Here is a 24762-nt window from a genome sequence, read left to right as displayed (position 1 = left end):
GTGCTGGGTCCGGGCCACCGCAGCGCCTGCCTGCTGCATGTGCTGGCCCTGGACGCCAACGACCGCTACCAACGCTTCGGCCTGCCGATGAGCGACGAGCGGGTGATGGCCTGGGCGCAGCAGGTGCGCCTGGACCACGGGCTGTGGCTGGGGGCCTGGGGACCGGGTGACACCGGCCTGCTGGGCCTGCTGCAGCTGGCCCCCACGGGCGCGGACGCGGTGCATGAACTGGCGCTCACCGTGCTGCCCGCCGCCCGTCGGCAGGGCATGGGCACCGCCCTGCTGGCTGCGGCCCTGGGGGGTGCCCACCAACCGCCCCCCGCCACCCTGGTGTGTGAACACGGCCACCCCGCCATGGTGGCCATGGCCCGCAGGCTGGGCCTGACCATCCTGCCCGACGCCCACCCGGGCCGCCTGCGCATGGTGCGGGCCGGGCTGGCACCCATCCAGAACATCAATTTTCATAGCACCCTGCGCTTTTTATGAAAGCGGTAGGTGCCATTTTTTCATCAAAAATCTCTCCCTTGGTTCACACACCGAGGAATCCGCGCCAAAGCGGCGTTACACGATCCGCGGGGCGAACGTGCGATTCAGCTGCCCAAGATGACCTCGTACTCCGCAGCCCCACCACCGCCCGGCGGGGACACCCGCTCAAAGCCCTCAAAGCAGTGGCGATCGTCGGCCCCGACCGTCGAATGACAAGCAACATGCAGCTCCCACAGCAGGTCTGCGCCCGTGAGCAGGTTGGCTGGCGGTGCAACCACCCGAAGCGCCTGAGTGACCTCGCACCATTCACCACCTTCGGTGCGGTCGCTGTGGGCATAACGGATGCGGACATCGGCAAACGGCAGTGGCTGCAGCAGGGTTGACGAGCCATCCGGCAGTTCAAGTTCAACGGCGTATTCGCGCACCACGGCAACCAAGGCTTCGGGCGAAAGCGGAACCGGCTCGGCGAAAGACCAGTACACGTCTTTCAAAAGCTTCGTGGGAAGCGATGCCATGGGGGCCTTTCAACGTCGGGTTGATTGGAGGACACAAGTGCCATTTTCTTGTGCCTGATGCCATCGCCGCCGAGCCGCACCAGGCAGCGCTTCCGAGCCCCACAGGATGACGCCTGCACTCCGTTTTCCAACAGGCGTGAGCAACAGCATTCATTTTCACAGCCGTGGTCACCCCGTTCAGCGGGATTGAGCAGATTGCGGCTTGGCATTGACCACACTGAGGCACGACGCGGCTCAAAATTGCTAGCTGCTTGCGCTTTGTTCAAAAGCGTAAAGTCCAGTTTTGATTTGCAAAAATCCATCCCTTTTCAGGAGCATTCACCCATGCATCGCCTTTGGATGACCCTTTCCGGCCTGTTGGGCACCGTGGGGGTGGCTGTGGCCGCCTGGAGCACACACGGCCTGCCCGCCCTGGTCCCGGCCGATGAACTGGCCGTGGCCGTCAGCCGCGCCAACACGGCCAACCAGTACCTGCTGGTGCATGCGCTGGCCCTGCTGGGCGTGGCGCTGGCCCAGCGCCAGGCACCGTCGCGCTGGTTGAACCTGGCCGGGGGCCTGTTTGTGCTGGGCGCACTGGGGTTTGCGGGCGGGCTGTACGGGCTGCGCATCCTGGCGGGCATCCACAGCGGGCCGTCGGTGTATGTGGTGCCGATGGGCGGCACCTGCCTCATGCTGGGCTGGGCGGCGCTGGCGGTGGCGGGCTGGCGCTCACGCTGAATCGGCGCAGTCCTGCCCGCTCAGGCGGCATTGGTCGCCCTGTCGCCAGTGGTCGCCGTCCATCTGGCAACCCGTGCGGCACACCACGGCCCTTGCCTGGGCTTGCACCAGCACCTGCTGCGCACCCTGGCGCGGTGCGTGCTCAGGCCTGGGGGTGACCACCAGGCCCCAATCTGCCCGGGTGCGCTCCAGCATCAAACGCACGCTTTGGCGCATGAGCTGGTGCTTCCAGTGGGCCAATTGGGCTTCGTAGCTCAACACCAGTTGGCTGACGCGTTGTTGCAGAGCAGCCAGACGCCGGATGAGCAGCAGGTGCTCCAGGTCCTCACCCGTCCCCCCAAGTGGCGACGGCCCGCCTGCGTCTGGGTGCAAGGTGTCGGCCAACGGATTGCACAGCGAAAGGGTCATGACGGTCTCCGATGTCAATGAGTGGATCAGCAGGCCTTGGGATGGGCCCGACGGTGTGGTCATTTTGCATCACAGTTGAGAAACATTCGCATTTAAAAACCGCACAAACAAGATTTATTCTCATTTGAATGAGACAATGGAGGCCTTCCAGCCAGCCAGTGTCCCGCCGTTCACCCGCCGTCACGGGTGGGGTGTGGTGTGCATCAGCCAGCCAGCAACTTCTGAGGCCACTGCACCATGCGACACACCCAAAAATTCAAGAAAAAATCGGCTCCAGCGCTTTCAAAAAAAGCGCAAGCAGCTACTGAAAAAATAGCAATCAACACCACCCTGCTGCCCTTGGGTGCGTTGCTGCTGGCCGGGTCGGTCACGGCCATGGCCCAGACCGCGCCCGCGGACAAGACCCTGTCCACTGTGGTGGTGAAGGAAGCCGCCGAAGCCCCCGAGGGCAAGGACAGCGTGCGCGCCACCGAGGTCACCATCGGCAAAGGCAAACAGCTGCTGCGCGACGTGCCGCAGTCCGTCACCGTGGTGACCGAAAAGGTGATGGACGACCGCAACCTGGACACCCTGAAAGAGGTGCTGGCCACCACCGGCGGCATCAGCTTCCAGGCCGCCGAGGGCGGGGAAGAAGACATCAAGCTGCGCGGCTTTTCGCTGCAAGGCTCGGGCGACGTGTTTGTGGACGGCATGCGCGACCCCGCCTTCTACGAGCGCGACACCTTCAACTTCGACCGGGTGGAGGTGATGCGCGGCTCGGCGTCCATGCTGTTCGGGCGCGGCTCCACCGGCGGTGCGGTCAACATGGTCAACAAGGCGGCGCGCCTGATCGACGAACACCAGGTGGACGTGACCGTGGGCAGCCACAACCTCAAGCGGGTGGTGGGCGACTTCAACCTGAAAACCGGCGACAGCGCCGCGCTGCGCCTCAACGCCATGGTCAACACCGCCGACAACGACGGCGCGGGCAACCGCATCGACAAACACGGCATTGCCGGCACCTACCGCTGGGGCATTGGCGAACGGGACGAGTTCTCGGCCAGCTTCTTCAGCCTGGAAAACCGCAACGGCATCAACTATGGGCTCCCGTGGATTCGCCCCACCGCCACCGCCGCGGCCAGCACCGCCACCTACCTGCCGCTGGACCCAAAAACCTACCGAGGCATGGACAGCGACCGCAACCACGGCAGCGCCAACACCGTGGGCTTCACCCACACCCACCGTTTTGACCGCGAGAACGAACTCGTCACCAAGGTGCGCAAGGGCCAGTACGAGCGGGACATGCGCGCTTCCACCATCCGCTTTGCCGCCGCCTCGGCCCAACCCGGTGGCAAGGCCGCAGGGCTGGACACCTTTGGCCCCAGCACCGTGCTGAACCGGGGCAATCAGCTCAAGGTGCAGAACCTGGACACGTTGTACATCCAGTCCGACTACAGCGGCAAGTTCAACGCCGGTGGCCTGCGGCACGAGGTGCTGGCCGGGGTGGACTTTGCCCAGGAAGACAAGGTGGTGTATGGCGCGCGCACCGCGGCCCAAGGCGGCGTGGTGCCCACCAAGGCCACCACCACGGTGGGTGGCGTCACCAGCAGCAACTGGGTGGACGAAGGCAGCCGTGTGCTGCGCCAGACCAGCCGCTACAAATCCAAGGGCTATGGCGTGTACGCCCAGGACATGGTGCAACTCAGCCCCACCTGGAAGCTGCTGGCCGGGCTGCGCTTTGACAGCCTGACGGGCGACTACGACAGCTTTGCCATCCCCACCACCGCGGCAGGCCCCGTCACCACCACCCACTACCGCATGAAGGTGTCGGAGTGGAGCAAGCGCATTGGCGCGCTGTACCAGCCCAGCGAACTGACCACCTGGTACGCCAGCGCGGCCACCTCGTTCAACACCTCGGGCGACGCGTATTCCCTCAGCTCAGCCAACGTCAACGTGCCGCCGGAGCAGAGCATCAACATGGAAGTGGGCGTGAAGCTGGAATCGGCCAACAAGCAGTGGACCACCCGGTTTGCCGCTTTCCGCTCCACCAAGCTGCACGAGCGCAACACCGACCCGGACAGCAGCCTGGTCACCCTGTCGGGCAAGCGCCATGTGGCCGGCCTGGAGGCTGAAGTGGCCGGGCGCATCACCCCGCAGTGGGAGGTGTTTGCCAACTACGTGTGGATGCCGGTGGCCAAGATCGACATTGGCGTGGCGGGCTCCGAAGGCCAGGGCACCCGCCCCAGCCTCACGCCCTACCACTCCGGCTCGGTGTGGACCACCTACGCCCTCACCCCGCTGTGGCGGGTGGGTGCGGGCGTCAACTTCCGGGGCCGCCAGACGCCCAACCGCAACCCCGGCTGGGAAGTGCCGGGCTGGGCCACCATCGACCTGATGGCCGAATACGCCTGGATTCCCGACAAGCTCACCCTCAAGGCCAACCTGACCAACGCCACCAACAAGCTGTATGGCGACCAGCTCTACACCGGCCACTACATCCCCGGAGCCGGGCGCACGCTGCAAGTCACGGCCAACATCAAGTTCTGATGCCACCATGCTGCTCACGCTGCCCCACATCCTGTCGGCGGACGACCTCACCCGCATCCGCAGCCTGCTGGCCCAGGCCCCCTGGGAAGACGGGCGGGGCAGCGCGGGCCCCCAGGCCCGCACCGTCAAGCACAACGAACAGCTGCCGCACGACTGCGAGGCCGCCACCTTCGTCCGCCAGCGCGTGCTGGCGGGGCTGAACCAGTCGGCGTTGTTTTTCAGCGCGGCGCTGCCACTGCGCATCTTCACCCCGCGGGTCAACCGTTATGGGGGCGAGGCCAACGCCTACGGCAACCACATCGACAACGCCATCCGCCTCAAGACCGCTGACGGCGGGGGCACCGAGTACGTGCGCACCGACGTGTCGTGCACCGTGTTCCTCAACGACCCCGACGACTACGACGGCGGCGAACTCACCGTGAGCGACACCTACGGCACCCGCGGCGTCAAGCTGCCCGCGGGCCACGCCGTGCTCTACCCCGGCACCAGCCTGCACCAGGTCACCCCGGTCACCCGAGGGCACCGGCTGGCCTGCTTTTTGTGGGTGCAAAGCATGGTGCGCAGCGACGAACAGCGCCGCCTGCTGTTCGACCTGGACATGAACCTGCTCGCCCTGCGCCAGCGCCATGGCGAAACCCCTGAAGCCACCCAACTCACCGGCACATACCACAACCTGCTGCGCATGTGGGCCGAAACCTGAGCCCTTTGGCCCGCCCCCACCATGCAAGCCCTGACCCCCGTGGCCCCGCACATCGTCAACCTGGCCGACCACGAAGCCGCCGCCCGCCGCGTGCTGGACGACCCGGCCTGGGCCTACCTGTGCGGCGCCGCCGCCGACCAGCTCACCCACCACGCCAACCTGCAAGCTTGGCAGGACATCCGCCTGCGCCCCCGGGTGCTGCAGCCGCTGCAACACAGCCACACCCGGGTGAAGGTGCTGGGCCACACCCTGCCCCACCCACTGCTGGTGGCCCCCATGGCCTACCAGCGCCTGGCCCACCCCGACGGTGAACAAGCCACCGCCCTGGCCGCCAGTGCCCAGCAGGCCGGGCTGGTGCTCAGCACCCAGGCCAGTTGCCTGCTGGAAGACGTGGCCCGGGTGTACCAGCCCGGCCCCGCCTCCGCCCCGCTGTGGCTGCAGCTCTACCTGCAACCCCGCCGTGAGGACACCCTGGCCCTGGTGGCCCGCGCCGAAGCCGCGGGCTACCAAGCCCTGGTGCTGACGGTGGACGCCCCGGTGCACGGCGTGCGCGACCAGGAGCGGCGCACGGGCTTTGCGCTGCCGCCGGGCATCCGCGCCGTCAACCTGCCCGGCACGCCCGCGCCCACCGCCCTGGCCGACCTGCTGGCCCAGGCCCCCACCTGGAACGATGTGCGCTGGCTCAACCGCCACACCCGGCTGCCGGTGCTGCTCAAAGGCATCCTGCACCCCGACGACGCCCGCAGGGCGCTCGACCACGGGGCCGCGGGTGTCATCGTCTCCAACCACGGGGGCCGCACCCTGGACACCGCCCTGCCCACCGCCCACGCCCTGCCCGCCATTGCGCAGGCCGTGGGCCAGCACCTCAGCGTGCTGGTGGACGGCGGCGTGCGCCGCGGCACCGACGTGTTCAAGGCCCTCAGCCTGGGGGGCCATGCCGTGCTGGTGGGCCGCCCCGTGCTGCACGGCCTGGCCCACGCCGGGGCCATGGGCGTGGCCCACGTCATCCGCCAATTGCTGGACGAGTTCCAGGCCGCCATGGCGCTGTGCGGCGTGTCGTCGCCCGAGGGCTGCACGGGGGAACACTTGTACACGCCACCCCTTCAAATGCGATAGATTCTCATTTACAATGAACCCCATTCTTCAGGACTGACATGAATTCCATCCTCTCCCTCGGGCTCTCTGTAGCATTCGCCATGGCCGCGGCGTGGTGGGTGTTTATCCGCTGAACCCCCTTCACCGCCCCCCGTTGTCTCCGTCCACCGCCATGTCCACCGCCCAAACCCCCTTGTCCCGCACGCCACGGCGGGGCCTGTCCCGCCAGGCCGTCCTGGTGCTGGGCGTGGTGCTGCTGCATGCCGCCGCGCTGTACGGTTTGCAAAGCGGCCTGCTGATGCGTGCCGTAGAGGTGGTGGTGCCGGTGGAGCTGGTGGCGTCCTGGGTGGACCCCACGCCAGCCCAGGTGGCGCCGCCACCGCCCCCCCGCCCCGAGCCCAAGGCCAAGCCCCAAGCGGCGGTGGCCACATCCACTCCCAGGCCCTTGCCACCCCCGCCATTGCCCCTGGCGGCGCAGACCGACACCCCCGCCCCCAACGCGGTGGTCAGCACCTCCACCCCGCAACCCCCGGCACCGCCCGTCAGCACCCCCGTGGCGGCAGCGCCCTCGGCCCCACCCGCCCCTCCGGCTCCACCCGCGCCGCCGCGCATCCAGCTGCCCGACAGCAACGCCGACTACCTGAACAACCGCCCCCCCGCCTACCCGCCCCTGTCGCGCCGCCTGGGCGAACAAGGCAAGGTGCTGGTGCGGGTGTTGATCGAGGTGGACGGTTCGGCCAGCCAGGCCGAGGTGAAAACCAGCAGCGGCTACGACCGCCTGGACCAGGCCGCGCTGAAAACCGTGCTGGGCTGGAAGTACGTGCCCGGCAAGGTCAACGGCGAGCCCAAGGCCATGTGGTTCAACGTGCCCCTTCACTTTGTGCTGGAGTGACGCCAAGAACTTTTGATGTTTTTGGCACTCAGCGCTTTTCATAATTCATCTTCAAGCTATTGTTTCAGGAGTAACCAACCATGGACACCCAATTCGGCCTCGCCCACGTGTGGCAGCAAGGGGACTTTGTCACCCGCACGGTGGCGCTGATCCTGCTGGGCATGTCCATGGCCAGTTGGATGGTCATCCTCACCAAGGCGCTGAACCTGCGCCGCCACCGTCAGCAGGCGCGGCAGGCCGAGGCCTTCTGGCACGCCACCGACTTTGAAGACGGCCTGCGCCAACTGGGCGACGCCCAGGACAACCCCTTCCACCAACTGGCGCAAACGGGCCGCGAGGCCACCCGTCACATCCTGCGCCAGGACGAGCCCACGCTGACCGCCCCCGGCACCCCGCCGCGCCCGCAGCTGCACGACCAGCTGGACCTGAGCGACTGGGTGACGCGCGAGCTGCGCTCGGCGCTGGACGAGTTCATCGCCCGGCTGCAAGGCGGCATGGCCATCCTGGCCTCGGTGGGCTCCACCGCGCCGTTTGTGGGGCTGTTCGGCACGGTCTGGGGCATTTACCACGCGCTGCTGGGCATTGGTGCGGCGGGTCAGGCCACCATCGACAAGGTGGCCGGCCCCATTGGCGAGGCGCTCATCATGACCGCCCTGGGCCTGGCCGTGGCCATCCCCGCGGTGCTGGGCTACAACGCCCTGGTGCGCGGCCACAAGGCGGTGCAGCACAAGCTCAACCGCTTTGCCCACGACCTGCACGCGCTGTTCGTGACCGGTGCCCGCGTCAGCCAAGGGGGCGTGGCCGCTGGCCCGGCCTCGGTCCCGGTGGCGGGCAGCCCGTCGGTCGTGGCCCTGCGCAAGCCCTGAGCGTCAGCGCCCCATCCCAGCGAGAACCCGCCATGTCCCACGGACCGTTTTCCGACACCGACGACGAGATGCTGAGCGAGATCAACATGATCCCGCTGATCGACGTGATGCTGGTGCTGCTGATCGTGTTCATCATCACCGTGCCGGTGATGAAACACGCGGTCAACATCGACCTGCCCCGCGCCAGCAACGACAAAGAGCTGGTCAAGCCCGAAACCGTGCGCCTGAGTGTGGACGCCGACGGCACCTACTTCTGGAACGAACAAAAGCTGGCCGACGACAACGAGCTGCAAGGCCGTCTGGCCGCCGCCGCCGCCGCCCAGAACCCACCGCCCGACCTGCACATCCGCGGCGACCGCAACGTGCGCTACGAGCGTGTGGCCCAGGCCATGGCCGCGGCCCAGCAGGCCGGTGTGAAAAAAATCGGTTTCATCACGGAGCCCGCCCGATGAGCGCCGCCCCCACCCACCCCGCACCGGCCTGGGTGGCCGGTGCCAGCGCCACGCCCTTGGCTGCAACCCACCAGGTTGAGCCCCACACGGCCCGGGCAGCGCCGCAAGGCCTGGCCCAGGTGCTTTCCAGCGACCAGCTGCTTCAAGGGCGCGCCGCCATCCACATTGCCCACAACGGCACCGTCTACCGCCTGCAGGCCACCCGGCAAGGCAAGCTCATTCTCACCAAGTAGGACCCTTCATCGTGGGGCGACCTCGGCGTTCAGTGCATGGCGTGTCCTTGCGCCAGGTCGTTTTTTGAGTGGCCAGCCAGTACGGACCGCTGCAGTCCTCCAGCCAGCCGTTTTTTCAACCCAGATTGTTCATGGGGGCATGGGGCGGTGGTGGATGGATTTCGGGAGCAGTTCTGTCCTGACTGAGAAGCCAATGGCTGGTGCCATTGGCGACGAAGAAGGACAGAAATTCAAAGCCCCAAGGCGGCAATGCCTGCCTTGGCAATCTGCGCGTCTTCGCTGGACTTGACGCCGCTCACCCCCACCGCGCCCAGGCAGAAGCCGTCTTTCAGGATGGGCACGCCGCCTTCCAGCAGGCCTTCCACCGCCGGGGCGCTCAGGAACGAGTAGCGCCCGCCGTTGATCACGTCTTCGTACACCTTGCTCTCGCGCCGTCCCAGCGCGGCCGTGTGGGCCTTGGCCGGGGCAATGTGGGCGGAAATGGGCGGTGCGCCATCCAGGCGTTGCAGCCACAACAGGTGCCCGCCTTCGTCCACGATGGCGATGGTCACCGCCCATTGGTTGGCAAGGGCCTCGGCTTCTGCGGCTGCAGCGATGGCCTTGATGTCGGAGAGTTCGAGCGAAGCTCTGGTTTTCATGGACGGTTCCTTGAAAAAATACAGGGGCATCCCCACCTTGGGGTGGCCCACCTTCCCAGCATAATGACCCGGTCTGCGGCGCGTTGGATGTGCGGCAGAACAACCTTGATTGGAGATTGCCTCATGAACGACAACATCTACACCCTGCAAAGCGGCACCCTGGTGTCCGCCGATCAGCGCAACAAGGTGTTGCGCAACACCTATGGCCTGTTGGCCCTGAGCCTGCTGCCCACCGTGCTGGGGGCGTGGGTGGGGGTGTCCACAGGCATCACCGCCAGCCTGACCGGCTTCCTGGGGCTGGCGGTGTTCCTGGGCGGTGCCTTCGGGTTCATGTACGCCATTGAGCGCACCAAGAACTCTGCCGCCGGGGTGGCGGTGCTGCTGGGCTTCACCTTCTTCATGGGGCTGATGCTCTCGCGCATGCTGGCGGTGGTGCTGGGCATGAAGAACGGCACCGACCTGGTGATGACGGCTTTTGCCGGTACCGCAGGCGTGTTTGTGGTGATGGCGGCACTGGCCAGCACCATCAAGCGCAGCCTGGAAGGCATGGGCCAGTGGCTGATGGTGGGGGCCATCGCACTGATGATCGGCTCCCTCGTCAACGTGTTTGTGGGCAGCGGCACCGGCATGCTGGTCATCAGCGTGCTGGCCACCGGCATCTTCAGCCTGTTCATGCTGTACGACCTGAAACGCATCATCGACGGCGGTGAAACCAACTACATCAGCGCCACGCTGGCCCTGTACCTGGACCTGTTCAACGTGTTCCAGAGCCTGCTGGCCATCCTGGGCATCACCAGCAGCGACGACTGAGTGTGGCGTGCACGGGGCGCGCCTCCCGATGCCGAACTTAGCCAGGGCCTCCTTCGGGAGGCCCTTTGTGTTTGGGCGCAGAATCCACCACAGGTCCGCTCAAGTCCCCCGCGGGCTGGCCGAAGAACCCTTTGATGCCCCGCACCACCCAAGCCATGAGTCCATCTGCCCTGTTCCCGCTGCGCCCCCTCCTGCTGGCCACATTGGCCGCTGGCAGCACCCTGCTGGCGGGCTGTGACTACCTGGGCATTGAAAACCCGGCAGCCGAAGCCGAACGCAAAGCGGCCGAAGGCAAGGCCATTGGCAGTGCCTGCCGCCAAGCGGCCCGTGCCTTGGAAGACTGCTACCGCTACAACCCCAAGGCCAGCAAAGCCGCCATCTTCGACGGCTGGAAGGACATGGACGCCTACATGCGGGACAACAAGCTGGACACCATCATCCCGGTGACCCCGCCCGAGCCCGCCAAACCCAAGGCCGCAGCCGCGGACGGCCACGGCAACGCCGAAGAAGTTGTGGACGAAAAACCCGCCAAGGCCGATGCCGCCAAAGCGGACAAAAAGGCCCCCGCCGCCAAACACTGAGGCCGGGCACGCCAGCCCTTCTCGCTGGCCACCCGGGGGCGGATGGTGGCAGCCCGCGTTCAGGCCACCCGCTCGAACACCGCCATGCTTTCCACGTGGGCGGTGTGCGGGAACATGTTGACCACCCCCGCCCCCACGCAGCGGTAGCCCGCCACATGCACCAGCAGCCCGGCGTCGCGCGCCAGCGTGGCGGGGTTGCAGCTCACGTAGACGATGCGCCGCGGCGGCTGCCAACCCCCGGCCAGCGGCCCTGCCACGGGGGCGGTGGAACCGGAAGACGAGCCGTCGGTGGCCCCGGGGTTGACGGCGTCGGCCAGGGCCTTGCACAGCGCAAACGCGCCTTCGCGCGGGGGGTCCACCAGCCATTTGTCGGCGGAACCGTCAGCGCGCAGCTGGTCGGGCGTCATCTCGAACAGGTTGCGTGCTACAAATTCCGTTGCTGCCAGCGCTTTGGGAATAAGCGCAGAGGCCGCATTTTTCTTGTAGTTTTCACGCGAGCGGGCCACCAGGGCCTCGCTGCCTTCCACGCCCAGCACGTCGCGGGCCTGGGTGGCAATGGGCAGGGTGAAGTTGCCCAGGCCGCAGAACCAGTCGATCACCCGCTCGGTGGGCTGCGCGTCCAGCAGGCGCAGCGCCCGGCTGACCAGCACGCGGTTGATGTGCGGGTTGACCTGGGTGAAGTCGGTGGGTTTGAAGGGGTGGACGATGCCGAAGTCCGGCAGCGCGTAACTCAGCACCGGGGTGTCTGCCGTGGGGGCGTCCAGCAGGTGCACGGTGTCCGGCCCCTTGGGTTGCAGCCACCACTGCACGCCGGGGTGGGCGGCGGCAAAGGCGCGCAGCCGGTCGGCGTCGGCGGGGGACAGGGGTTCCAGGTGGCGCAGCACCAGGGCGGTCACGTCGTCGCCGCAGGCCAGTTCGATCTGCGGGCAGGTGTCGCGTGCGTCCAGGCTGGAGATCAGGCCGCGCAGGGGCAGCAGCATGGCGCTGACGTGCGGGGGCAGCACCGGGCAGACCGACATGTCGGCCACGTAACGGCTTTTGCGCTCGTGAAAACCGATGAGCACCGTGCCCTTCTTGATGACGTGGCGCACCGACAGCCGGGCGCGGTAGCGGTAGCCCCAGGTGGGGCCCTGGATGGGCCGCCACAGCGTGTCGGGCTTGACCTTGCCCAGGTGCCAGAGGTTGTCTTCCAGCACGCGCTGCTTCATGGCCACCTGGGCCGTGGCATCCAGGTGCTGCATCTTGCAGCCGCCACAGGCCCCGGCGTGCAGGCCGAAGTGCGGGCAGCCGGGCTTGACGCGCTGCGACGACTCGCGGTGGACGGTGGTGAGGGTGGCAGCCTCCCAGTTGTTCTTCTTGCGGTTGACCTGGGCGCTGACCCACTCGAACGGCAAGGCTCCGTCCACAAACACCACCTTGCCGTCGGCCTTGCGTGCCACGCCCTGGGCTTCCAGGTCCAGCGAGTTGATGTGCAGCCAGTCGTCGGGAAAGCCAAAGTCGCGGGCCAGGGGCACGTCGGGGCGGCTGGCCATGTCACCCTCGGGCGGCGCATCGGTGTTGGCGGTCTGGCCTCGGGCCTGGCTCAGGGCCGAGGCCAACGAGGGCAGCGCAGCCTCGCCAGAGGCTGCGGGCGTGGCGGACGTGGTGGAAACAGGGGTGGCGGGGGTTGGGGATGAAGAACGGGACATGCCCCGATTGTCTCAGCCCGCCGGGTCGGTCACCCGCACCGGCATGCCCGAGCCAGCATCACCCAGACGCAAGCGGCCCACCACCCAGACCGCCAGCAGGCTGGCGGCCACGGCCAGCGCGGCATTGAAGCCGTAGTGAAGAACCCGCCCTTGTGTGTCCTGGGCAATCAACAATCCCCCCACCCACGACGCCAGGCCCATGGCCAGCGCCTGCACCGCCCCATTGAGGGCCATGAAGGTGCCCCGCAGCCGCGGTTCGCAGGCCGAGGTGAGGATGGCCATGCCGGGGATCATGCGGCCACTCATGCACACGAAAAACAGCGTGCTCACCGGCAGGATGAAGAACACCCCCCAAGGGGCCACTTGGGTGATGAGCACCAGCGGCACCACCGTCACCAGTGCCATGCGCCGAAACATCACCACCTTGCCCCACAGGTCGGTCCAACGGCCCACCCAACGGGCGGTGACCAACGTGGCCACCCCGCCGGCGAGGTAGATGTAGGGCACCTGCGTCATGGGCATGCCGCCTTCGCCTGCAACATGGTGGCTGGTCATGTACAGGGTGATGTACGGGATGACCACAAAACCCGCAAACACCAGCAACACCGAGAACCCGAACGCCCGCCAGTGCGCGGGCAGCACCAGCACGTCGCGCAGACGGCTCCAGGGGGTTGAGGGCACACCGCCACCGTGTTCATGGGCGTGGAGGTGGGTCCGCATCACCGGCAGGGTGGCCGCGGCGCCCACACTCAGCACCGCACACACCCCCGCCAGCGCCACAAAGGGCACATGCCAGTTCCAGTGCGCGGCCAGGAACAGGCCCGCAGGCACCCCGGCCACCGTGGCCACCGAAAACGCCGTCATCACCACCGCCATGGCCCGCCCGCGCCGCTCGAAGGGCACCACGTCGCCCACGATGGTCTGCACCAGCGTGCCCAGCACGCCGCCGAACACCCCCGCGGCCACCCGGGCCGCCATCAGGCCGTGGTAGCTGGTCGCCAGGCCACAGGCCAGGGTGGCCAACGCAAACAAACCGTACAGCGCCAGCAGCAGGCGCCGCCGGTCGAACCGGTCGATGTAGAACGCCGCCAGAAAGCCCGACAGGCCCGCCGCCAGGTTGTAGCTGGACACCAGCAACCCGAACTGGGCCGCTGAAATGCCAAACACCTGCGTGAGCTGCGGCCCCAGCGGCATCATGATCATGAAGTCCACGATGTTGGTGAACTGCATCCCCGCCAACGTGAGCAGCAACCAGCGTTCGCGGCTGGGGGACAAGGGGGTGGACATGGTCGGGGTTCCTGGGGTGACGCCGGGGCTTCAGGCCCACTGCGCCAGGTATTCGGCCCAGTGCGTGTCGGCGGCAACGGGGGCTTGGGGGTCGTCCGCACGGGCCGCGGCGCAGGCATCGGCACGCGCCTGCAGGGTCTGGCGCACAAAGGCCATTTCGGCCTGGTACTCGTCGGCCGTGAAGCCGCCGCGCATCTTCTGGAAGCGGCAGTACAGCAGGTAGGTGTTGAGCACGTCGGTTTCGCAATACCGGCGGATGGTGTCCAGCTCACCCCGCAGGTAGGCGGGGTAGACCTGGTCGCCACTCATGCCCAGCTTGCCGGGAAAGCCGCAGAGTTTGGCCATGGCGTCCAGCGGGGCGTTGTTCTTGGGCTGGTACAGCGCCAGCAGGTCCATCAGGTCCAGGTGGCGGGTGTGGTAGCGGCTGATGTAGTTGTTCCACTTGAACTCACGGCTGTCGTGGTCGCCGCCGTCGCCCAGGTCCCAGTAACGACAGGCCTCCACGCCGTGTTTCAGGCCCCGGTAGTGCAGCACGGGCAAATCGAAGCCACCACCGTTCCAGCTCACCAGTTGGGGGCTGTGGCGGTCGATGGACTGGAAAAACGTCTGGATGACGCTGCCCTCGCCCTGCCCGTCACGGTCCACAAAGGAGCGGACCCTGAGCCCGTCGGCGTTGCGGAACACACAGGAGATGACCAGCACCCGTTGCAGGTGCAGCGGGGCCATGTCGGGCTTGCCCGCTTCGGTGCGCTGGGTTTGCCAATCGGGCCAGCCCTGGTCGGTGCCGATCAGCCCCACATCGCGCATCCCCGCCACGTCGGGGATGGTTTCGATGTCGAACACCAGCACGGGCCAGCCCATGGCTGAACCCCTCAACGGCCGGGCAGGAATTTGGCCGGATCGACCGGCTTGCCGTTGCGACGGATTTCAAAGTGCAGCTTGACGCGGTCGGCGTCGCTGCTGCCCATTTCGGCGATCTTCTGGCCCTGCTTGACGTTCTGGTCTTCCTTGACCAGCAGGGTCTGGTTGTGGGCGTAAGCCGTCAGGTAGGTGTTGTTGTGTTTGAGGATGATGAGGTTGCCGTAGCCCCGCAGGCCCGACCCGGCATACACCACACGCCCTTCGGCGGCGGCCAGCACGGGCTCGCCCGACTTGCCGGCAATGCCCAGGCCCTTGTTCTTTTGCTCGTCAAACCCCGCCACCACGCTGCCCGCGGCGGGCCAGATGAAGGCAATGTCATCGGATGCCGCGGCCTTGGCCGGAGCAGGCGCCGGGGCCGATGCGGCCACAGGGGCGGCGGCAGACGGGGCCGACGACGAAGCCGGTGCGGGAGCCGCCCCCGCGGCGGGCAACGGCTGGGCCGCCACGGCACTGCCGGTCACGGGCGCGGTGGCCACACCCGGGGCCGAAGGCGCAGGAGCAGCCGCGACCGGCGCACCCGGCTTGGCAGGCGCAGTCACCGGGGTGGCCGAGGGCGGAATCACCCGCAGCACCTGGCCCACTTCAATGCGGTTGGGGTTTTCCAACTGGTTCCAGCGGGCGATGTCGCGCCAGTTCTGGCCGCTTTCCAACCCGATGCGGATGAGGTTGTCGCCGGGCTTGACGGTGTAGTGGCCCGGCTGGTTGCCCAGGTCCACCACCGCCGGTGCCGCGGCGGATGTCGAGGCGGTCACCGGGGCCGGTGCCGTGACCCCGGGTGCGGCGCGGGCGGAACCCCGGTCTTCCACAGGAGCGGGCGGGGCCACGCGGGTGCTGGAACAGCCCGCCAACCCCAAAGCCCACACAGCGGCCAGCGCCAACGCCGCATGGCGCGTCATGGCGTGACGGCCACCGGACACCCCCGAAGCAACAACACCTGTTGAGGCAAAAGACCGCGACGCACGAGGGGATCTGGACATGTCAGGAACCGAAGGGGGAAGAAAGGACAAACGGAGGCGACCCGGTGCGGCGGCACTCAGGCGATGCCCGATTTTAGAGGGACGAACTGAACCGCCTCCAGCACGGTGTGGCGCACACCCGTGGGGGTTTTGTCCACCACCACCAAGCTCTGCGAGTTCTGGCCGGACACCGTGGGGGCCACGATGCGCCCGCCCACCGCCAACTGGTCGATCCAGGCCTGGGGAATGGCCTCCCCGCCAGCCGCCGAGACGATGCCCGCATACGGCGCCCCTGCCGGGTAACCCAGCATGCCGTCGCCAAACAACAGGTGCAGGTTGGGGATGCGAAACGCCCGCAGGTTGGCCTTGGCCTTGTCGTGCAAACCCTTCAGGCGTTCGATGCTGTAGACCTCGGTGCACAACCGCGCCAGCACCGCGGCCTGGTAACCGCAGCCCGTGCCAATTTCCAGCACCCGCCCCAGAGGCAAGGGCCGATCGGCCAGCAGCAACTCCAGCATGCGGGCCACCACATTGGGCTTGGAAATGGTCTGCCCCAGCCCGATGGGCAGGCTGGTGTCCTCGTACGCCTGGTTGACCAGCGCGCTGTCCACGAACCGATGGCGCTCCACCTCCCCCATGGCCTGCAACACCGCCGGGTGGGCAATGCCCTGCCCCGCCAGCTTGCGCACCATGGCCGCCCGCACGGCCACCGAGTCCATGCCCAACCCAACAGGCGGCAAAAATTGGGATCCAGCGCTTTTATTGATTGGGTTTAACGCTACTGAATTAATAGCAACTCGCCCGACACTGGAGCCACCACTGGACGGCAAGCTGGCCGGGAAACCGGGACGGGGACGGGCCGGCGGCTTCATGCGCACTCCGCGGGCAGCCCATCGGCCCAGCCTTGGTCCCATTGGCGGGCCATGGGGGCCCATTGCGGCAAGGCGCTGTGGTGCGTCAGGTCCACCTGCAAGGGTGTGATGGTGGCGTGGTGCTGTGCGCTGGCGTGAAAGTCGGTGCCCTCACCAGCATCGGACGCCGGGCCTGCCGCGCCAATCCAGTACATGGTCTCACCCCGGGGGTTGACCTGCTGAATCACCGCCTCGGCCGCATGCCGCCGCCCCAACCGCGCCACCTTGAAACCCTTGAGTTGAGCCGCAGGCACATTGGGGATGTTGACGTTGAGCAGCCACGGCGGCGTGGACGCCGCCGGTCCTTTCAACGTGGGCAGCAGTTGCAGCACCAGGTGCCGGGCGGCGCGGGCCGCGGTGTCCAGGTGCTGCCAGCCCTTGTCCACCTGCGAAAACGCAATGGCCGGAATGCCGAACAAATGACCCTCCATCGCCGCGCCCACGGTGCCCGAATAAATGGTGTCGTCCCCCATGTTGGCCCCGTTGTTGATGCCGGACACCACCAGGTCCGGGCGCTCGGTCAGCAGCCCGGTGAGCGCAATGTGCACGCAGTCGGCCGGGGTGCCGTTGACGTACCGAAAGCCGTTGGACGCCCGGTGCACGTACAGCGGGGCGTTCAGCGTCAGCGCGTTCGATTTGGCGCTGTTGTTGTGCTCGGGGGCCACCACCTCGACGTCGGCCACGTCTTTCAGTGCGTTGTACAACGCCTCGATGCCAGGGGCCTGGTAACCGTCGTCGTTGGAGATGAGGATTTTCATGCGCCGGATTCTAGGCGTCGGGCTTTGGGAGCGTCGGGCGGGCGACAGCGCTGGCGGCGGGACACCCGCAGAATGTGGCCGAACCCAACCCATTTTTCGGAGACAACACATGCACGCTTGGCTGTGTGAACAAACCACTGGGGTCCAGGACCTGCAATGGAAAGAGCTGCCCACCCCTGAGCCGGGGCCGGGTCAGGTGCGCGTGGCCATCCAGGCGGCCAGCCTCAATTTCCCCGACCTGCTCATCGTGCAAGGCAAGTACCAGATGAAACCGCCCCTGCCGTTTGTGCCGGGCTCGGAATTTGCCGGTGTGGTGGAAGCCTGCGGCGACGGGGTGACCCACCTGCGCCCCGGCGACACCGTGGCCTGCCTGCAAGGCACGGGCGGCTTTGGCACCCATGTGCTGGCCCAAGCGGCCATGTGCATGCCCTTGCCCAAGGGCTTCCCTGCGGTGGACGCCGCCGCCTTCATCATGACCTACGCCACCTCGCACCACGCGCTGGTGGACCGGGCGCAACTCAAGGCGGGCGAGACGGTGCTGATCCTGGGCGCAGCCGGGGGCGTGGGCACCGCGGCCATCCAGATCGCCAAGGCCGTGGGGGCCAAGGTGATTGCCGCGGCCTCCAGCGACGACAAATGCGCCACCTGCACCCGGCTGGGGGCCGATGCCACGCTGAACTACAGCGTCCACACCCCCGAGGGCAGCCTGCGTGACGAAATCAAACGCCTGACCGACGGCAAGGGCCCCGACGTGGTGTACGACCCCGTGGGCGGCCAGCTGGCCGAGCCGGTGTTTCGCAGCATCGCCTGGCGCGGGCGCTACCTGGTGGTGGGGTTTGCCAGCAGCCCCACCATCCCGCAGTTGCCCATGAACCTGCCGCTGCTCAAAGGGGCTTCATTGGTGGGGGTGTTCTGGGGCGACTTTGCCCGCCGCGAGCCCAAGGCCAATGCGGCCATGATGGGGGAGCTGGCCCAGTGGTACGCCCAAGGCAAGGTCAAACCGCTGATCCACCAGGCCCTGCCCATGGCCGAGCTGAAACAGGCTTACGCCAGCATGGGCAGCCGGGGTGTGCAAGGCAAGCTGGTGATGGTCAACGGCTGACCTGGGGCGAAAAAAGAACCCCGCCACCAAGAGCCCCGCAGCCGGGGCTCAGAAACAAAAAAGCCCGGTGCGAACACCGGGCTTTTTTCATGTTTTGGGGTGACTGATGGGGCTCGAACCCACGACAACCAGAATCACAATCTGGGACTCTACCAACTGAGCTACAGCCACCGTAGCCCGCCATTATAACCAGGGTTTGGCGGGATTCTGTCTCGGTCGTCAGACCTTTTTCTGATCAGCCCCGGGCTTGGCCACTTTGAAGTCCACCTTGAAGCGCTTTTTCAGCCACTCGTAGTAGGCCTGACCTTCGGCGCTGGCCCACCATTGCTCGTATTGCTGAACCTCTTGTTTGGCCGTGTCTGCCGAAGGCGCTTCACGCGGCTGCACCTTCAGGACCTTCAGCACGGTGTAGCCCTGCGGCCCCAGGTCCACGCCCACCCAGGCCGGAGCCTGGGTCAGGTCGGCGCTGAGCGCGGCCAGCACTTCGCGGGTCTGCAAACCTTCGGGCTTGTTGCGGGACACCACCACAGCTGCAGGCAACTTGGCGTCGCCACCGACCTTCCAGGCGGCCAGGGCCTTTTCGCCTTCCGTCTTGGCCAGCACCTGCGCCCGCTCGTTCAACAGCACTTCGCGCACTCGGGTCTTGACATCGGCCAAGGGCAGCGTTTGTGCGGGTTGATGGCGCGTCACCCGGACCGACAGCAGCTGGTTGGGGCCGATCTCCAGGGCCTCGGTGTTGCGCTTCTTGTCCAGCGCATCGGCCGAGAACACGGCTTCGATCGCCTTGGGCTGGGCCAGGACGGCGGGGGTCTTGGCATCGGGGACGCGGGTCAGGCCAGCGTAGGTCTGCACCTTGAGCTTGAGCTTTTCGGCCACGGGGGCGTAGGTTTCGGCCTGCTCGTACACCAGGTTGCCGAACAGGTCGGCCTTTTCGGCAAATTCACGCTGGGCCTGCTGCTTTTTCAGCTCGGCCACGATTTCGGGCTTCACCTGGTCCAGCGGACGCACCACCGAGGGCTTGATGTCCGTGACGTGAATGATGTGGTAGCCGAACTCGGTTTCCACCACGTCGGACACGTCGCCCTTTTTCAGGCCGAAGGCGGCGTCTTCAAACGGCTTGACCATGGCCCCGCGCTGGAAGTACGACAGGTCGCCCCCTTGCGGTGCGGAACCGGGGTCTTGCGAGTTCTTCTTGGCCAGCTCGGCAAACGACGCCGGGTTCTTGCGGACCTGGGCCAGCAGTTCCTCGGCCTTGGCCTTGGCGGCCTCGCGCTCAGCGGCAGGCGCCTTGGCCGCCGCGTTGATGAGGATGTGGCTGGCGCGACGCTCTTCCTTGGTGCTGTAGCGGGTGGCGTTCTGGTCGTAATACGCCTTGACATCGGCATCGGACACCTGGATGGCGTCGGTCACGGCGGCCAGGTCCAGCATCACGTATTCAACGTCGGCCCGCTCGGCCTGTTGGAAATCGGCCGGGTGGGCGTTGTAGTAGGCCGCAATGTCGTCGTCGCTGATTTGGACCTTGGCGGTCTGTTTGGCGGTTTCAAAGCGCACCCACTGCACTTCGCGGCGTTCAAAAAACGCATCCAGAGAGGCTTTGGCAGCCCCCGGAGTGGCGAATGCGGAGCCGGTGACACCCTGGTTGACCTGACGCATCGACAGGTCCTGCCGCATCTGGGCTTCGAACATCTCGGGCGACATGCCCTGTGCGGCCAGCAGCTGTTTGTAGCGGTCCATGTCCAGCGAGCCGTCGGGCTTGCGCAGGGTGGCGATCACTTCGTTGCGTTGCAGCTCGTTGGCCAGCTTCTGGTTGCTGGTGACCAGATGGCTCTTGCGCGCCGCTTCCTTCAACACCCGCTCACGAACCAGGCGCTCCAGCGTGAGGTAGCGGGCTTCGTCGGTGTCGAACTGCTTGATGTCGATGTTGGGCTGCTGCGCCCGGATGCGGTCCACCTCCTGGCGGTGGGCGTTGTCCCATTCCTCGCGTTTGATGGACGAACCCGCCACCGTGGCCACGGTTTCGCCACGGTCGAAGTTGCGGTACCCGTCCACCCCCATCAAGATGAAGCCGGGCACGATGAACAGCGCCATCAGGAGGCCGAGAAAGCGGGTGTTGTTGCGGACAAAATCGAACATGGATGGAACCCTGTGAGGCCAAGCAGGAAATGCCAGAAAACAGCCAAGAAAAAAGGCGAACACACGTTCGCCTCATGCATGGGAATGTGGAGGGGCCGCCCCCCGTCAGGATCAGTTGACGGCGTCTTTCAGTGCTTTGCCAGCACGGAACTTGGGCACTTTGGCGGAATCGATTTTAATCGACTCACCGGTGCGGGGATTGCGACCGGAACGGGCGGCGCGCTGGCCCACTTCGAAAGTGCCAAAGCCCACCAGGGACACCGAACCGCCTTCTTTCAGCGTGGCGGCAATGGCGGCCAAGGCGGCATCCAGTGCGCGGGTGGCCGATGCCTTGGGGATGTCGGCGTCGTTGGCAATGTGCTCGATGAGTTCTGTCTTGTTCACGAAAAATCCTTTGAGTGGACACGGGGTCCAGTCCATGCGCCGTGGCAATTCCGCAGGCGCATTGAGAAATGGCGGAGGCGAATTCTAGTCGCAACAGCAAGTCTATCCGGTCACCTTTCCTGACGGCGCGCGAACCACCAACCCCACCCCCAGGGCGGTCACGGCAATCCCCAGCACGGTCAGCGGGGTGATGGGTTCACCAAACAGCACCCAGGCGATCAAGGCGGTGCACGGCGGCACCAGGTACATCAGGCTGCTGACGGTGGCCGCGGCCCCGCGCTGGATCAGCAGGTACAGCAGCGAACTGCCGCCCAGCGTCAGCCCGAACACCGACCACGCCATGGCCCCCACCAATTCGGGGTGCCACACCAAGGGTTCGGTCTCCAGCAGCGCCAGCGGCAGGGTCACCCCCAACGCCGCCACCAACTGCACGGCGTTGGCCGAACGCACGTCACAGGGCGTGACATGGCGCTTCTGGTACAGCGTGCCCGCGGTGATGCACACCAGCGCCCCCACCGCGTACGACAGGTTCTGCCAGGTGGCCGTGTCACCCGGGCCGCCTTGGGCGAACTTGCGCGACACCACCAGCACCAGCCCCACAAAACCCAGCCCCAGACCCGCCCACTGACGGGCCGACACACGGGTGCCTGCCGCCGACAGCCACAACGCCGTGAGCACCGGTTGCACACCCACGATCAACGCCGTCAGGCCCGAGCCCATGCCCGCCTTCACCGCGGCCCAGACGCCCCCCAGGTAACCGGCATGCATCAGCACCCCGGTCACAGCCAGGTGCAGCCACTGCCCCCGCGTGCGCGGCCAGGCCACACCCGCGACCACCACCCACACACCGAAACACAGCACCGACAGGGCATAACGCACCGCCAGGAACGACAACGGCGGCGCATGGGGCATGCCATAGCGCGCCACGATGAAGCCCGTGCTCCAGATGAGCACAAACACCACGGGCATGGCCCGAAGCCAGGCATGAGGAGACGTGGAATCCGCCGACGGCATGGGCACCCGCCAACGTCAACGGGCGCGGGCGCGGATTTCGGGCAAGGCTTTGCGCAGGTAATACACCATGGACCACACGGTGAGCACCGCGGACAGCCAGATCAGCCACTGCCCCCACACGGCGGTGTCCACCACCCCGAACACCTTGCCGTTGAACAGCAAAAAGGGGATGGCCGTCATTTGCACCGAGGTCTTGAGCTTGCCAATCATGTGGACGGCCACACTTTTGGTGGCACCGATGATAGCCATCCATTCGCGCAGCGACGAAATGGCGATTTCGCGCCCGATGATGATGAGGGCCACGAACACATCGGCCCGCTCCAGATGCACCAACACCAGCAGGCTGGCGCAGACCAGGAACTTGTCGGCCACCGGGTCCAAAAACGCCCCGAACGCCGACGTCTGGTTGAGCCGTCGGGCCAGGTAGCCGTCGGCCCAGTCGGTGGCGGCAAACACCACAAACAAGACCGTGGCGGTCAGGTTGCGGTCGGCCATGCTCCAACCATCGAGGTAGAACACCCCCACGATCAGCGGAATGGCGACGATGCGCGCCCAGGTCAGCAAGGTCGGCAGGTTGAAGAACATGGTGGGCGATTATCAGTGCAAGGCGCGGTAGATGGCGTCGGCCAGCTCCACCGAAATGCCTTCCACGGTGAGCAGATCGGCCACGCTGGCGGCCTCCACCCCCTTGACGCCGCCAAAGCGCTGCAACAGCTTGGCCCGGCGTTTGGGGCCGATGCCTGGCACGTCTTCCAGCCGACTGCCGCCCGTGCGCACCTTGGCGCGTTGCGCCCGCATGCCGGTGATGGCGAAGCGGTGGGCCTCGTCGCGGATCTGGGCCACCAGCATCAGCGCCGCCGAATCCTTGCCCAGGTAGACCTTGTCGCGCCCGTCGGCAAACACCAGCTCTTCCAGGCCGACTTTGCGGCCTTCGCCTTTTTCAACGCCCACGATGACCGACAGGTCCAGACCCAGCGACTCGAACACCTCGCGCGCCATGCTGACCTGACCCTTGCCGCCGTCCACCAGCACCAGGTCGGGCAAGCGGGCACCGCTGGCGCTCCCGCCCGACGCACCCCCGGACTCGGCAGCCGCCGCCCGCAGCGCTTCGGCCAGTTTGCCGTAGCGCCGCGTCAGCACCTGGCGCATGGCGGCGTAGTCATCGCCCGGGGTGATGTCGCTGATGCCGTAGCGGCGGTACTGGCTGCTTTGCATCTGGTGGTTTTCGAACACCACACACGAGGCCTGGGTGGATTCACCCGCGGTGTGCGAGATGTCGAAACACTCGATGCGCAGGCGGCTCAGGTCGTCCAGCGTCAGGTCCAACGCGTCGGCCAGCGCCCGGGTGCGGGCCTGTTGCGAGCCTTCTTCGGCCAGCAGGCGGGCCAGTTGCAGGTCGGCGTTGGTCTGGGCCATGTCCAGCCAGGCACGGCGGTGCTCGCGCGGGCTGGTGACGGCGTGCAGACGCACCCCGGTCTGTTCGGTCAGCGCCTCCAGCAAGCCCGCGTCCACGCCCTGCCCCAGCACCAGCACGGGCGGCGGGGGCACCTGGGTGTAGTGCTGGGCCAGAAAGGCTTCCAGCACCAGCTGTTCGGGCGAGGGCGTGGGGCGCAGGTCGGTGTCGGCCTCCGCTGCGTCGTCCTGGTGGCGCCAGGCGGTGCCGTCTTCCACATGGCTGGGGAAGTAGGCCCGGTCGCCCAGGTGGCGGCCCCCGCGCACCATGGCCAGGTTGACGCAGGCCCGCCCGCCCTGCACCCGCACGGCGAGGATGTCCACGTCCTGGTCGGCCATGTTGTCGATGGACTGCTGTTGCAGCACGGTGGACAGCGCCGTGACCTGGTTGCGCACCTCGGCGGCCTTTTCAAAGGCCAGGTGCTCGGCGTGATCCATCATCTGGCGTTGCAGGTCTTGCAGCACCTGCTGGGTTTCGCCATTCAGGAAGGCCGCGGCCCGGGCCACGTCGGCGGCGTAATCGGCCACCGAAATCAGGCCCACGCAGGGGCCGGTGCAGCGCTTGATCTGGAACAGCAGGCAGGGCCGGGTGCGGTGGGCAAACACGGTGTCCTCGCAGGTGCGCAGCCGAAACACCTTCTGCATGAGCTGGATGCTTTCCTTCACCGCCCAGGCGCTGGGGTAAGGCCCGAAGTACTGGTGGCGCTTGTCCACCGCCCCGCGGTAGTACGACATGCGGGGGTAGTCGGTGGGCGCAGGGGGGCCGTCGTCCGCGCCGGAGGGGTCGCGCTGCAAGGCCCCCACCGGGCCCTTGCCCAGGCGCAGGTAGGGGTAGCTCTTGTCGTCGCGGAACAGGATGTTGAACTTGGGGTTCAACGTCTTGATGAGGTTGTTCTCCAGCAGCAGGGCCTCGGCCTCGGTGCGCACCACGGTGGTCTCCAGCCGCACGATGCGGCTGACCATCTGCCCGATGCGGGTGCCGTCCAGCGTGCGCTGGAAGTAGCTGGACACCCGGCGCTTGAGGTTGCGGGCCTTGCCCACGTACAGCACCTGGTCGGCGGCATCAAAGTACCGGTACACGCCTGGCAAGGTGGGCAAAGCCGCCACCTGCGCCAGCAACTCGGGGCTGTGCGCGGGGGGCGGGGTGGCGGGGACCGCGGCAGGCGCTGAGGCCGGGGGCAAGGCGGACTGAGCGGCGGGCGAAGGGCTGGGCGGTGGGGTGGTGTCGGACATGGCG

At 66.8% G+C, this 24762-nt stretch carries 26 protein-coding genes and 1 tRNA gene; 12 read left to right on the top strand and 15 right to left on the bottom strand.

The window, feature by feature from the left end:
* Entirely contained in the window at positions 1–486 is a 486-nt protein-coding gene (locus ACYVB7_RS16180) for a GNAT family N-acetyltransferase (protein ID WP_460509482.1), read from the top strand.
* 104 nt (positions 487–590) lie between these two features.
* Here ACYVB7_RS16180 and ACYVB7_RS16175 read toward each other — a convergent pair whose 3' ends face one another.
* Positions 591–1001 carry a hypothetical protein gene (locus ACYVB7_RS16175; protein ID WP_460509481.1) on the bottom strand — a complete coding sequence of 137 codons (411 nt, stop codon included), beginning with the start codon at positions 999–1001 and terminating at the stop codon, positions 591–593.
* A gap of 339 nt (positions 1002–1340) precedes the next feature.
* On the opposite strand from ACYVB7_RS16175, the gene ACYVB7_RS16170 reads away from it, so the two are divergent.
* Positions 1341–1718, top strand: coding sequence for a DUF423 domain-containing protein (locus tag ACYVB7_RS16170; RefSeq protein WP_460509480.1), 378 nt, complete (start codon positions 1341–1343; stop codon positions 1716–1718).
* Here ACYVB7_RS16170 and ACYVB7_RS16165 read toward each other — a convergent pair.
* The gene (locus tag ACYVB7_RS16165) at positions 1710–2126 is read right to left on the bottom strand and encodes a hypothetical protein (RefSeq protein WP_460509478.1); all 417 of its coding nucleotides are present in this window, start codon (positions 2124–2126) and stop codon (positions 1710–1712) included. The genes ACYVB7_RS16170 and ACYVB7_RS16165 overlap by 9 nt on opposite strands.
* A 237-nt stretch (positions 2127–2363) precedes the next feature.
* Here ACYVB7_RS16165 and ACYVB7_RS16160 point away from each other — a divergent pair, with 237 nt between their 5' ends.
* The 7 genes from ACYVB7_RS16160 to ACYVB7_RS16130 all read left to right on the top strand — a co-directional run bounded on the left by ACYVB7_RS16160 (position 2364) and on the right by ACYVB7_RS16130 (position 8890).
* Positions 2364–4652, top strand: coding sequence for a TonB-dependent receptor (locus ACYVB7_RS16160; RefSeq protein WP_460509477.1), 2289 nt, complete (start codon positions 2364–2366; stop codon positions 4650–4652).
* 7 nt (positions 4653–4659) lie between these two features.
* Entirely contained in the window at positions 4660–5352 is a 693-nt protein-coding gene (locus tag ACYVB7_RS16155; RefSeq protein WP_460509475.1) for a PKHD-type hydroxylase, read from the top strand.
* Positions 5353–5373: 21 nt separating this feature from the next.
* Positions 5374–6468, top strand: coding sequence for an alpha-hydroxy acid oxidase (locus tag ACYVB7_RS16150; RefSeq protein ID WP_460509474.1), 1095 nt, complete (start codon positions 5374–5376; stop codon positions 6466–6468).
* Between the two features lie 151 nt (positions 6469–6619).
* On the top strand, positions 6620–7339 hold the full coding sequence (locus tag ACYVB7_RS16145) for an energy transducer TonB (RefSeq protein ID WP_460509473.1): 720 nt from the start codon (positions 6620–6622) through the stop codon (positions 7337–7339).
* 80 nt (positions 7340–7419) lie between these two features.
* Complete coding sequence (locus ACYVB7_RS16140) at positions 7420–8205, top strand: MotA/TolQ/ExbB proton channel family protein (protein WP_460509472.1); 786 nt, start codon at positions 7420–7422, stop codon at positions 8203–8205.
* 32 nt (positions 8206–8237) lie between these two features.
* Positions 8238–8657 (top strand): ExbD/TolR family protein, encoded by a 420-nt coding sequence (locus tag ACYVB7_RS16135; RefSeq protein WP_460509470.1) that lies wholly within the window; start codon positions 8238–8240, stop codon positions 8655–8657.
* Positions 8654–8890: a hemin uptake protein HemP gene (locus tag ACYVB7_RS16130; RefSeq protein WP_460509469.1), complete on the top strand. Its 237-nt coding sequence runs from the start codon at positions 8654–8656 to the stop codon at positions 8888–8890. Before ACYVB7_RS16135 ends, ACYVB7_RS16130 begins: the two co-directional genes overlap by 4 nt.
* A 230-nt stretch (positions 8891–9120) precedes the next feature.
* On the opposite strand, the gene ACYVB7_RS16125 is transcribed toward ACYVB7_RS16130, so the two are convergent.
* Positions 9121–9528, bottom strand: coding sequence for a GlcG/HbpS family heme-binding protein (locus tag ACYVB7_RS16125; protein WP_460509468.1), 408 nt, complete (start codon positions 9526–9528; stop codon positions 9121–9123).
* Positions 9529–9651: 123 nt separating this feature from the next.
* On the opposite strand from ACYVB7_RS16125, the gene ACYVB7_RS16120 reads away from it, so the two are divergent.
* Positions 9652–10338, top strand: coding sequence for a Bax inhibitor 1 family protein (locus ACYVB7_RS16120; RefSeq protein ID WP_460509467.1), 687 nt, complete (start codon positions 9652–9654; stop codon positions 10336–10338).
* Positions 10339–10493: 155 nt separating this feature from the next.
* Positions 10494–10919, top strand: a complete 426-nt coding sequence (locus tag ACYVB7_RS16115) for a hypothetical protein (protein ID WP_460509465.1) — start codon at positions 10494–10496, stop codon at positions 10917–10919.
* A gap of 59 nt (positions 10920–10978) precedes the next feature.
* Here the strand turns inward: ACYVB7_RS16115 and rlmD are convergent, their stop codons facing one another.
* The 6 genes from rlmD to surE form a co-directional block, all read right to left on the bottom strand.
* Positions 10979–12451, bottom strand: coding sequence for a 23S rRNA (uracil(1939)-C(5))-methyltransferase RlmD (rlmD, locus tag ACYVB7_RS16110; protein WP_460509570.1), 1473 nt, complete (start codon positions 12449–12451; stop codon positions 10979–10981).
* Positions 12452–12619: 168 nt separating this feature from the next.
* The gene (locus tag ACYVB7_RS16105) at positions 12620–13894 is read right to left on the bottom strand and encodes an MFS transporter (protein WP_460509463.1); all 1275 of its coding nucleotides are present in this window, start codon (positions 13892–13894) and stop codon (positions 12620–12622) included.
* Between the two features lie 30 nt (positions 13895–13924).
* Positions 13925–14755: a 3'-5' exonuclease gene (locus ACYVB7_RS16100; RefSeq protein ID WP_460509462.1), complete on the bottom strand. Its 831-nt coding sequence runs from the start codon at positions 14753–14755 to the stop codon at positions 13925–13927.
* A gap of 11 nt (positions 14756–14766) precedes the next feature.
* On the bottom strand, positions 14767–15711 hold the full coding sequence (locus tag ACYVB7_RS16095; protein ID WP_460509568.1) for a M23 peptidase family protein: 945 nt from the start codon (positions 15709–15711) through the stop codon (positions 14767–14769).
* A gap of 137 nt (positions 15712–15848) precedes the next feature.
* The gene (locus ACYVB7_RS16090; protein ID WP_460509461.1) at positions 15849–16643 is read right to left on the bottom strand and encodes a protein-L-isoaspartate(D-aspartate) O-methyltransferase; all 795 of its coding nucleotides are present in this window, start codon (positions 16641–16643) and stop codon (positions 15849–15851) included.
* On the bottom strand, positions 16640–17440 hold the full coding sequence (gene surE / locus ACYVB7_RS16085; RefSeq protein ID WP_460509459.1) for a 5'/3'-nucleotidase SurE: 801 nt from the start codon (positions 17438–17440) through the stop codon (positions 16640–16642). Before surE ends, ACYVB7_RS16090 begins: the two co-directional genes overlap by 4 nt.
* 109 nt (positions 17441–17549) lie before the next feature.
* On the opposite strand from surE, the gene ACYVB7_RS16080 reads away from it, so the two are divergent.
* Positions 17550–18542 (top strand): NADPH:quinone oxidoreductase family protein, encoded by a 993-nt coding sequence (locus tag ACYVB7_RS16080; RefSeq protein ID WP_460509458.1) that lies wholly within the window; start codon positions 17550–17552, stop codon positions 18540–18542.
* A 95-nt stretch (positions 18543–18637) separates the two neighbouring features.
* Here the strand turns inward: ACYVB7_RS16080 and ACYVB7_RS16075 are convergent.
* The 6 genes from ACYVB7_RS16075 to uvrC form a co-directional block, all read right to left on the bottom strand.
* A tRNA-His gene (locus ACYVB7_RS16075) sits at positions 18638–18713 on the bottom strand.
* 48 nt (positions 18714–18761) lie between these two features.
* Positions 18762–20675: a peptidyl-prolyl isomerase family protein gene (locus ACYVB7_RS16070; protein ID WP_460509456.1), complete on the bottom strand. Its 1914-nt coding sequence runs from the start codon at positions 20673–20675 to the stop codon at positions 18762–18764.
* Positions 20676–20786: 111 nt separating this feature from the next.
* A complete protein-coding gene (locus ACYVB7_RS16065) occupies positions 20787–21059 on the bottom strand; it encodes an HU family DNA-binding protein (RefSeq protein ID WP_460509455.1) in 273 nt (90 codons plus the stop codon).
* A 102-nt stretch (positions 21060–21161) separates the two neighbouring features.
* Complete coding sequence (locus ACYVB7_RS16060; RefSeq protein WP_460509453.1) at positions 21162–22073, bottom strand: DMT family transporter; 912 nt, start codon at positions 22071–22073, stop codon at positions 21162–21164.
* Positions 22074–22088: 15 nt separating this feature from the next.
* Entirely contained in the window at positions 22089–22658 is a 570-nt protein-coding gene (gene pgsA / locus ACYVB7_RS16055) for a CDP-alcohol phosphatidyltransferase family protein (RefSeq protein WP_460509452.1), read from the bottom strand.
* A 12-nt stretch (positions 22659–22670) separates the two neighbouring features.
* The gene (gene uvrC, locus ACYVB7_RS16050; RefSeq protein WP_460509451.1) at positions 22671–24758 is read right to left on the bottom strand and encodes an excinuclease ABC subunit UvrC; all 2088 of its coding nucleotides are present in this window, start codon (positions 24756–24758) and stop codon (positions 22671–22673) included.
* Between the last annotated feature and the right edge of the window lie 4 nt (positions 24759–24762).

The sequence above is a fragment of the Hydrogenophaga soli genome (assembly GCF_054777695.1).
The sequence above is the reverse complement of the archived record's forward strand: the minus strand, read 5'-3'. Positions and strand labels throughout refer to the sequence as shown.

Coding starts and splice junctions, on each gene's coding strand:
- ACYVB7_RS16175 (WP_460509481.1), bottom strand. CDS start 1,001: ATGGCATCGCTTCCCACGAAGCTTTTGAAAGACGTGTACTGGTCTTTC.
- ACYVB7_RS16170 (WP_460509480.1), top strand. CDS start 1,341: ATGACCCTTTCCGGCCTGTTGGGCACCGTGGGGGTGGCTGTGGCCGCC.
- ACYVB7_RS16165 (WP_460509478.1), bottom strand. CDS start 2,126: ATGACCCTTTCGCTGTGCAATCCGTTGGCCGACACCTTGCACCCAGAC.
- ACYVB7_RS16160 (WP_460509477.1), top strand. CDS start 2,364: ATGCGACACACCCAAAAATTCAAGAAAAAATCGGCTCCAGCGCTTTCA.
- ACYVB7_RS16155 (WP_460509475.1), top strand. CDS start 4,660: ATGCTGCTCACGCTGCCCCACATCCTGTCGGCGGACGACCTCACCCGC.
- ACYVB7_RS16150 (WP_460509474.1), top strand. CDS start 5,374: ATGCAAGCCCTGACCCCCGTGGCCCCGCACATCGTCAACCTGGCCGAC.
- ACYVB7_RS16145 (WP_460509473.1), top strand. CDS start 6,620: ATGTCCACCGCCCAAACCCCCTTGTCCCGCACGCCACGGCGGGGCCTG.
- ACYVB7_RS16140 (WP_460509472.1), top strand. CDS start 7,420: ATGGACACCCAATTCGGCCTCGCCCACGTGTGGCAGCAAGGGGACTTT.
- ACYVB7_RS16135 (WP_460509470.1), top strand. CDS start 8,238: ATGTCCCACGGACCGTTTTCCGACACCGACGACGAGATGCTGAGCGAG.
- ACYVB7_RS16130 (WP_460509469.1), top strand. CDS start 8,654: ATGAGCGCCGCCCCCACCCACCCCGCACCGGCCTGGGTGGCCGGTGCC.
- ACYVB7_RS16125 (WP_460509468.1), bottom strand. CDS start 9,528: ATGAAAACCAGAGCTTCGCTCGAACTCTCCGACATCAAGGCCATCGCT.
- ACYVB7_RS16120 (WP_460509467.1), top strand. CDS start 9,652: ATGAACGACAACATCTACACCCTGCAAAGCGGCACCCTGGTGTCCGCC.
- ACYVB7_RS16115 (WP_460509465.1), top strand. CDS start 10,494: ATGAGTCCATCTGCCCTGTTCCCGCTGCGCCCCCTCCTGCTGGCCACA.
- rlmD (WP_460509570.1), bottom strand. CDS start 12,451: ATGGCCAGCCGCCCCGACGTGCCCCTGGCCCGCGACTTTGGCTTTCCC.
- ACYVB7_RS16105 (WP_460509463.1), bottom strand. CDS start 13,894: ATGTCCACCCCCTTGTCCCCCAGCCGCGAACGCTGGTTGCTGCTCACG.
- ACYVB7_RS16100 (WP_460509462.1), bottom strand. CDS start 14,755: ATGGGCTGGCCCGTGCTGGTGTTCGACATCGAAACCATCCCCGACGTG.
- ACYVB7_RS16095 (WP_460509568.1), bottom strand. CDS start 15,711: ATGACGCGCCATGCGGCGTTGGCGCTGGCCGCTGTGTGGGCTTTGGGG.
- ACYVB7_RS16090 (WP_460509461.1), bottom strand. CDS start 16,643: ATGAAGCCGCCGGCCCGTCCCCGTCCCGGTTTCCCGGCCAGCTTGCCG.
- surE (WP_460509459.1), bottom strand. CDS start 17,440: ATGAAAATCCTCATCTCCAACGACGACGGTTACCAGGCCCCTGGCATC.
- ACYVB7_RS16080 (WP_460509458.1), top strand. CDS start 17,550: ATGCACGCTTGGCTGTGTGAACAAACCACTGGGGTCCAGGACCTGCAA.
- ACYVB7_RS16070 (WP_460509456.1), bottom strand. CDS start 20,675: ATGTTCGATTTTGTCCGCAACAACACCCGCTTTCTCGGCCTCCTGATG.
- ACYVB7_RS16060 (WP_460509453.1), bottom strand. CDS start 22,073: ATGCCGTCGGCGGATTCCACGTCTCCTCATGCCTGGCTTCGGGCCATG.
- pgsA (WP_460509452.1), bottom strand. CDS start 22,658: ATGTTCTTCAACCTGCCGACCTTGCTGACCTGGGCGCGCATCGTCGCC.
- uvrC (WP_460509451.1), bottom strand. CDS start 24,758: ATGTCCGACACCACCCCACCGCCCAGCCCTTCGCCCGCCGCTCAGTCC.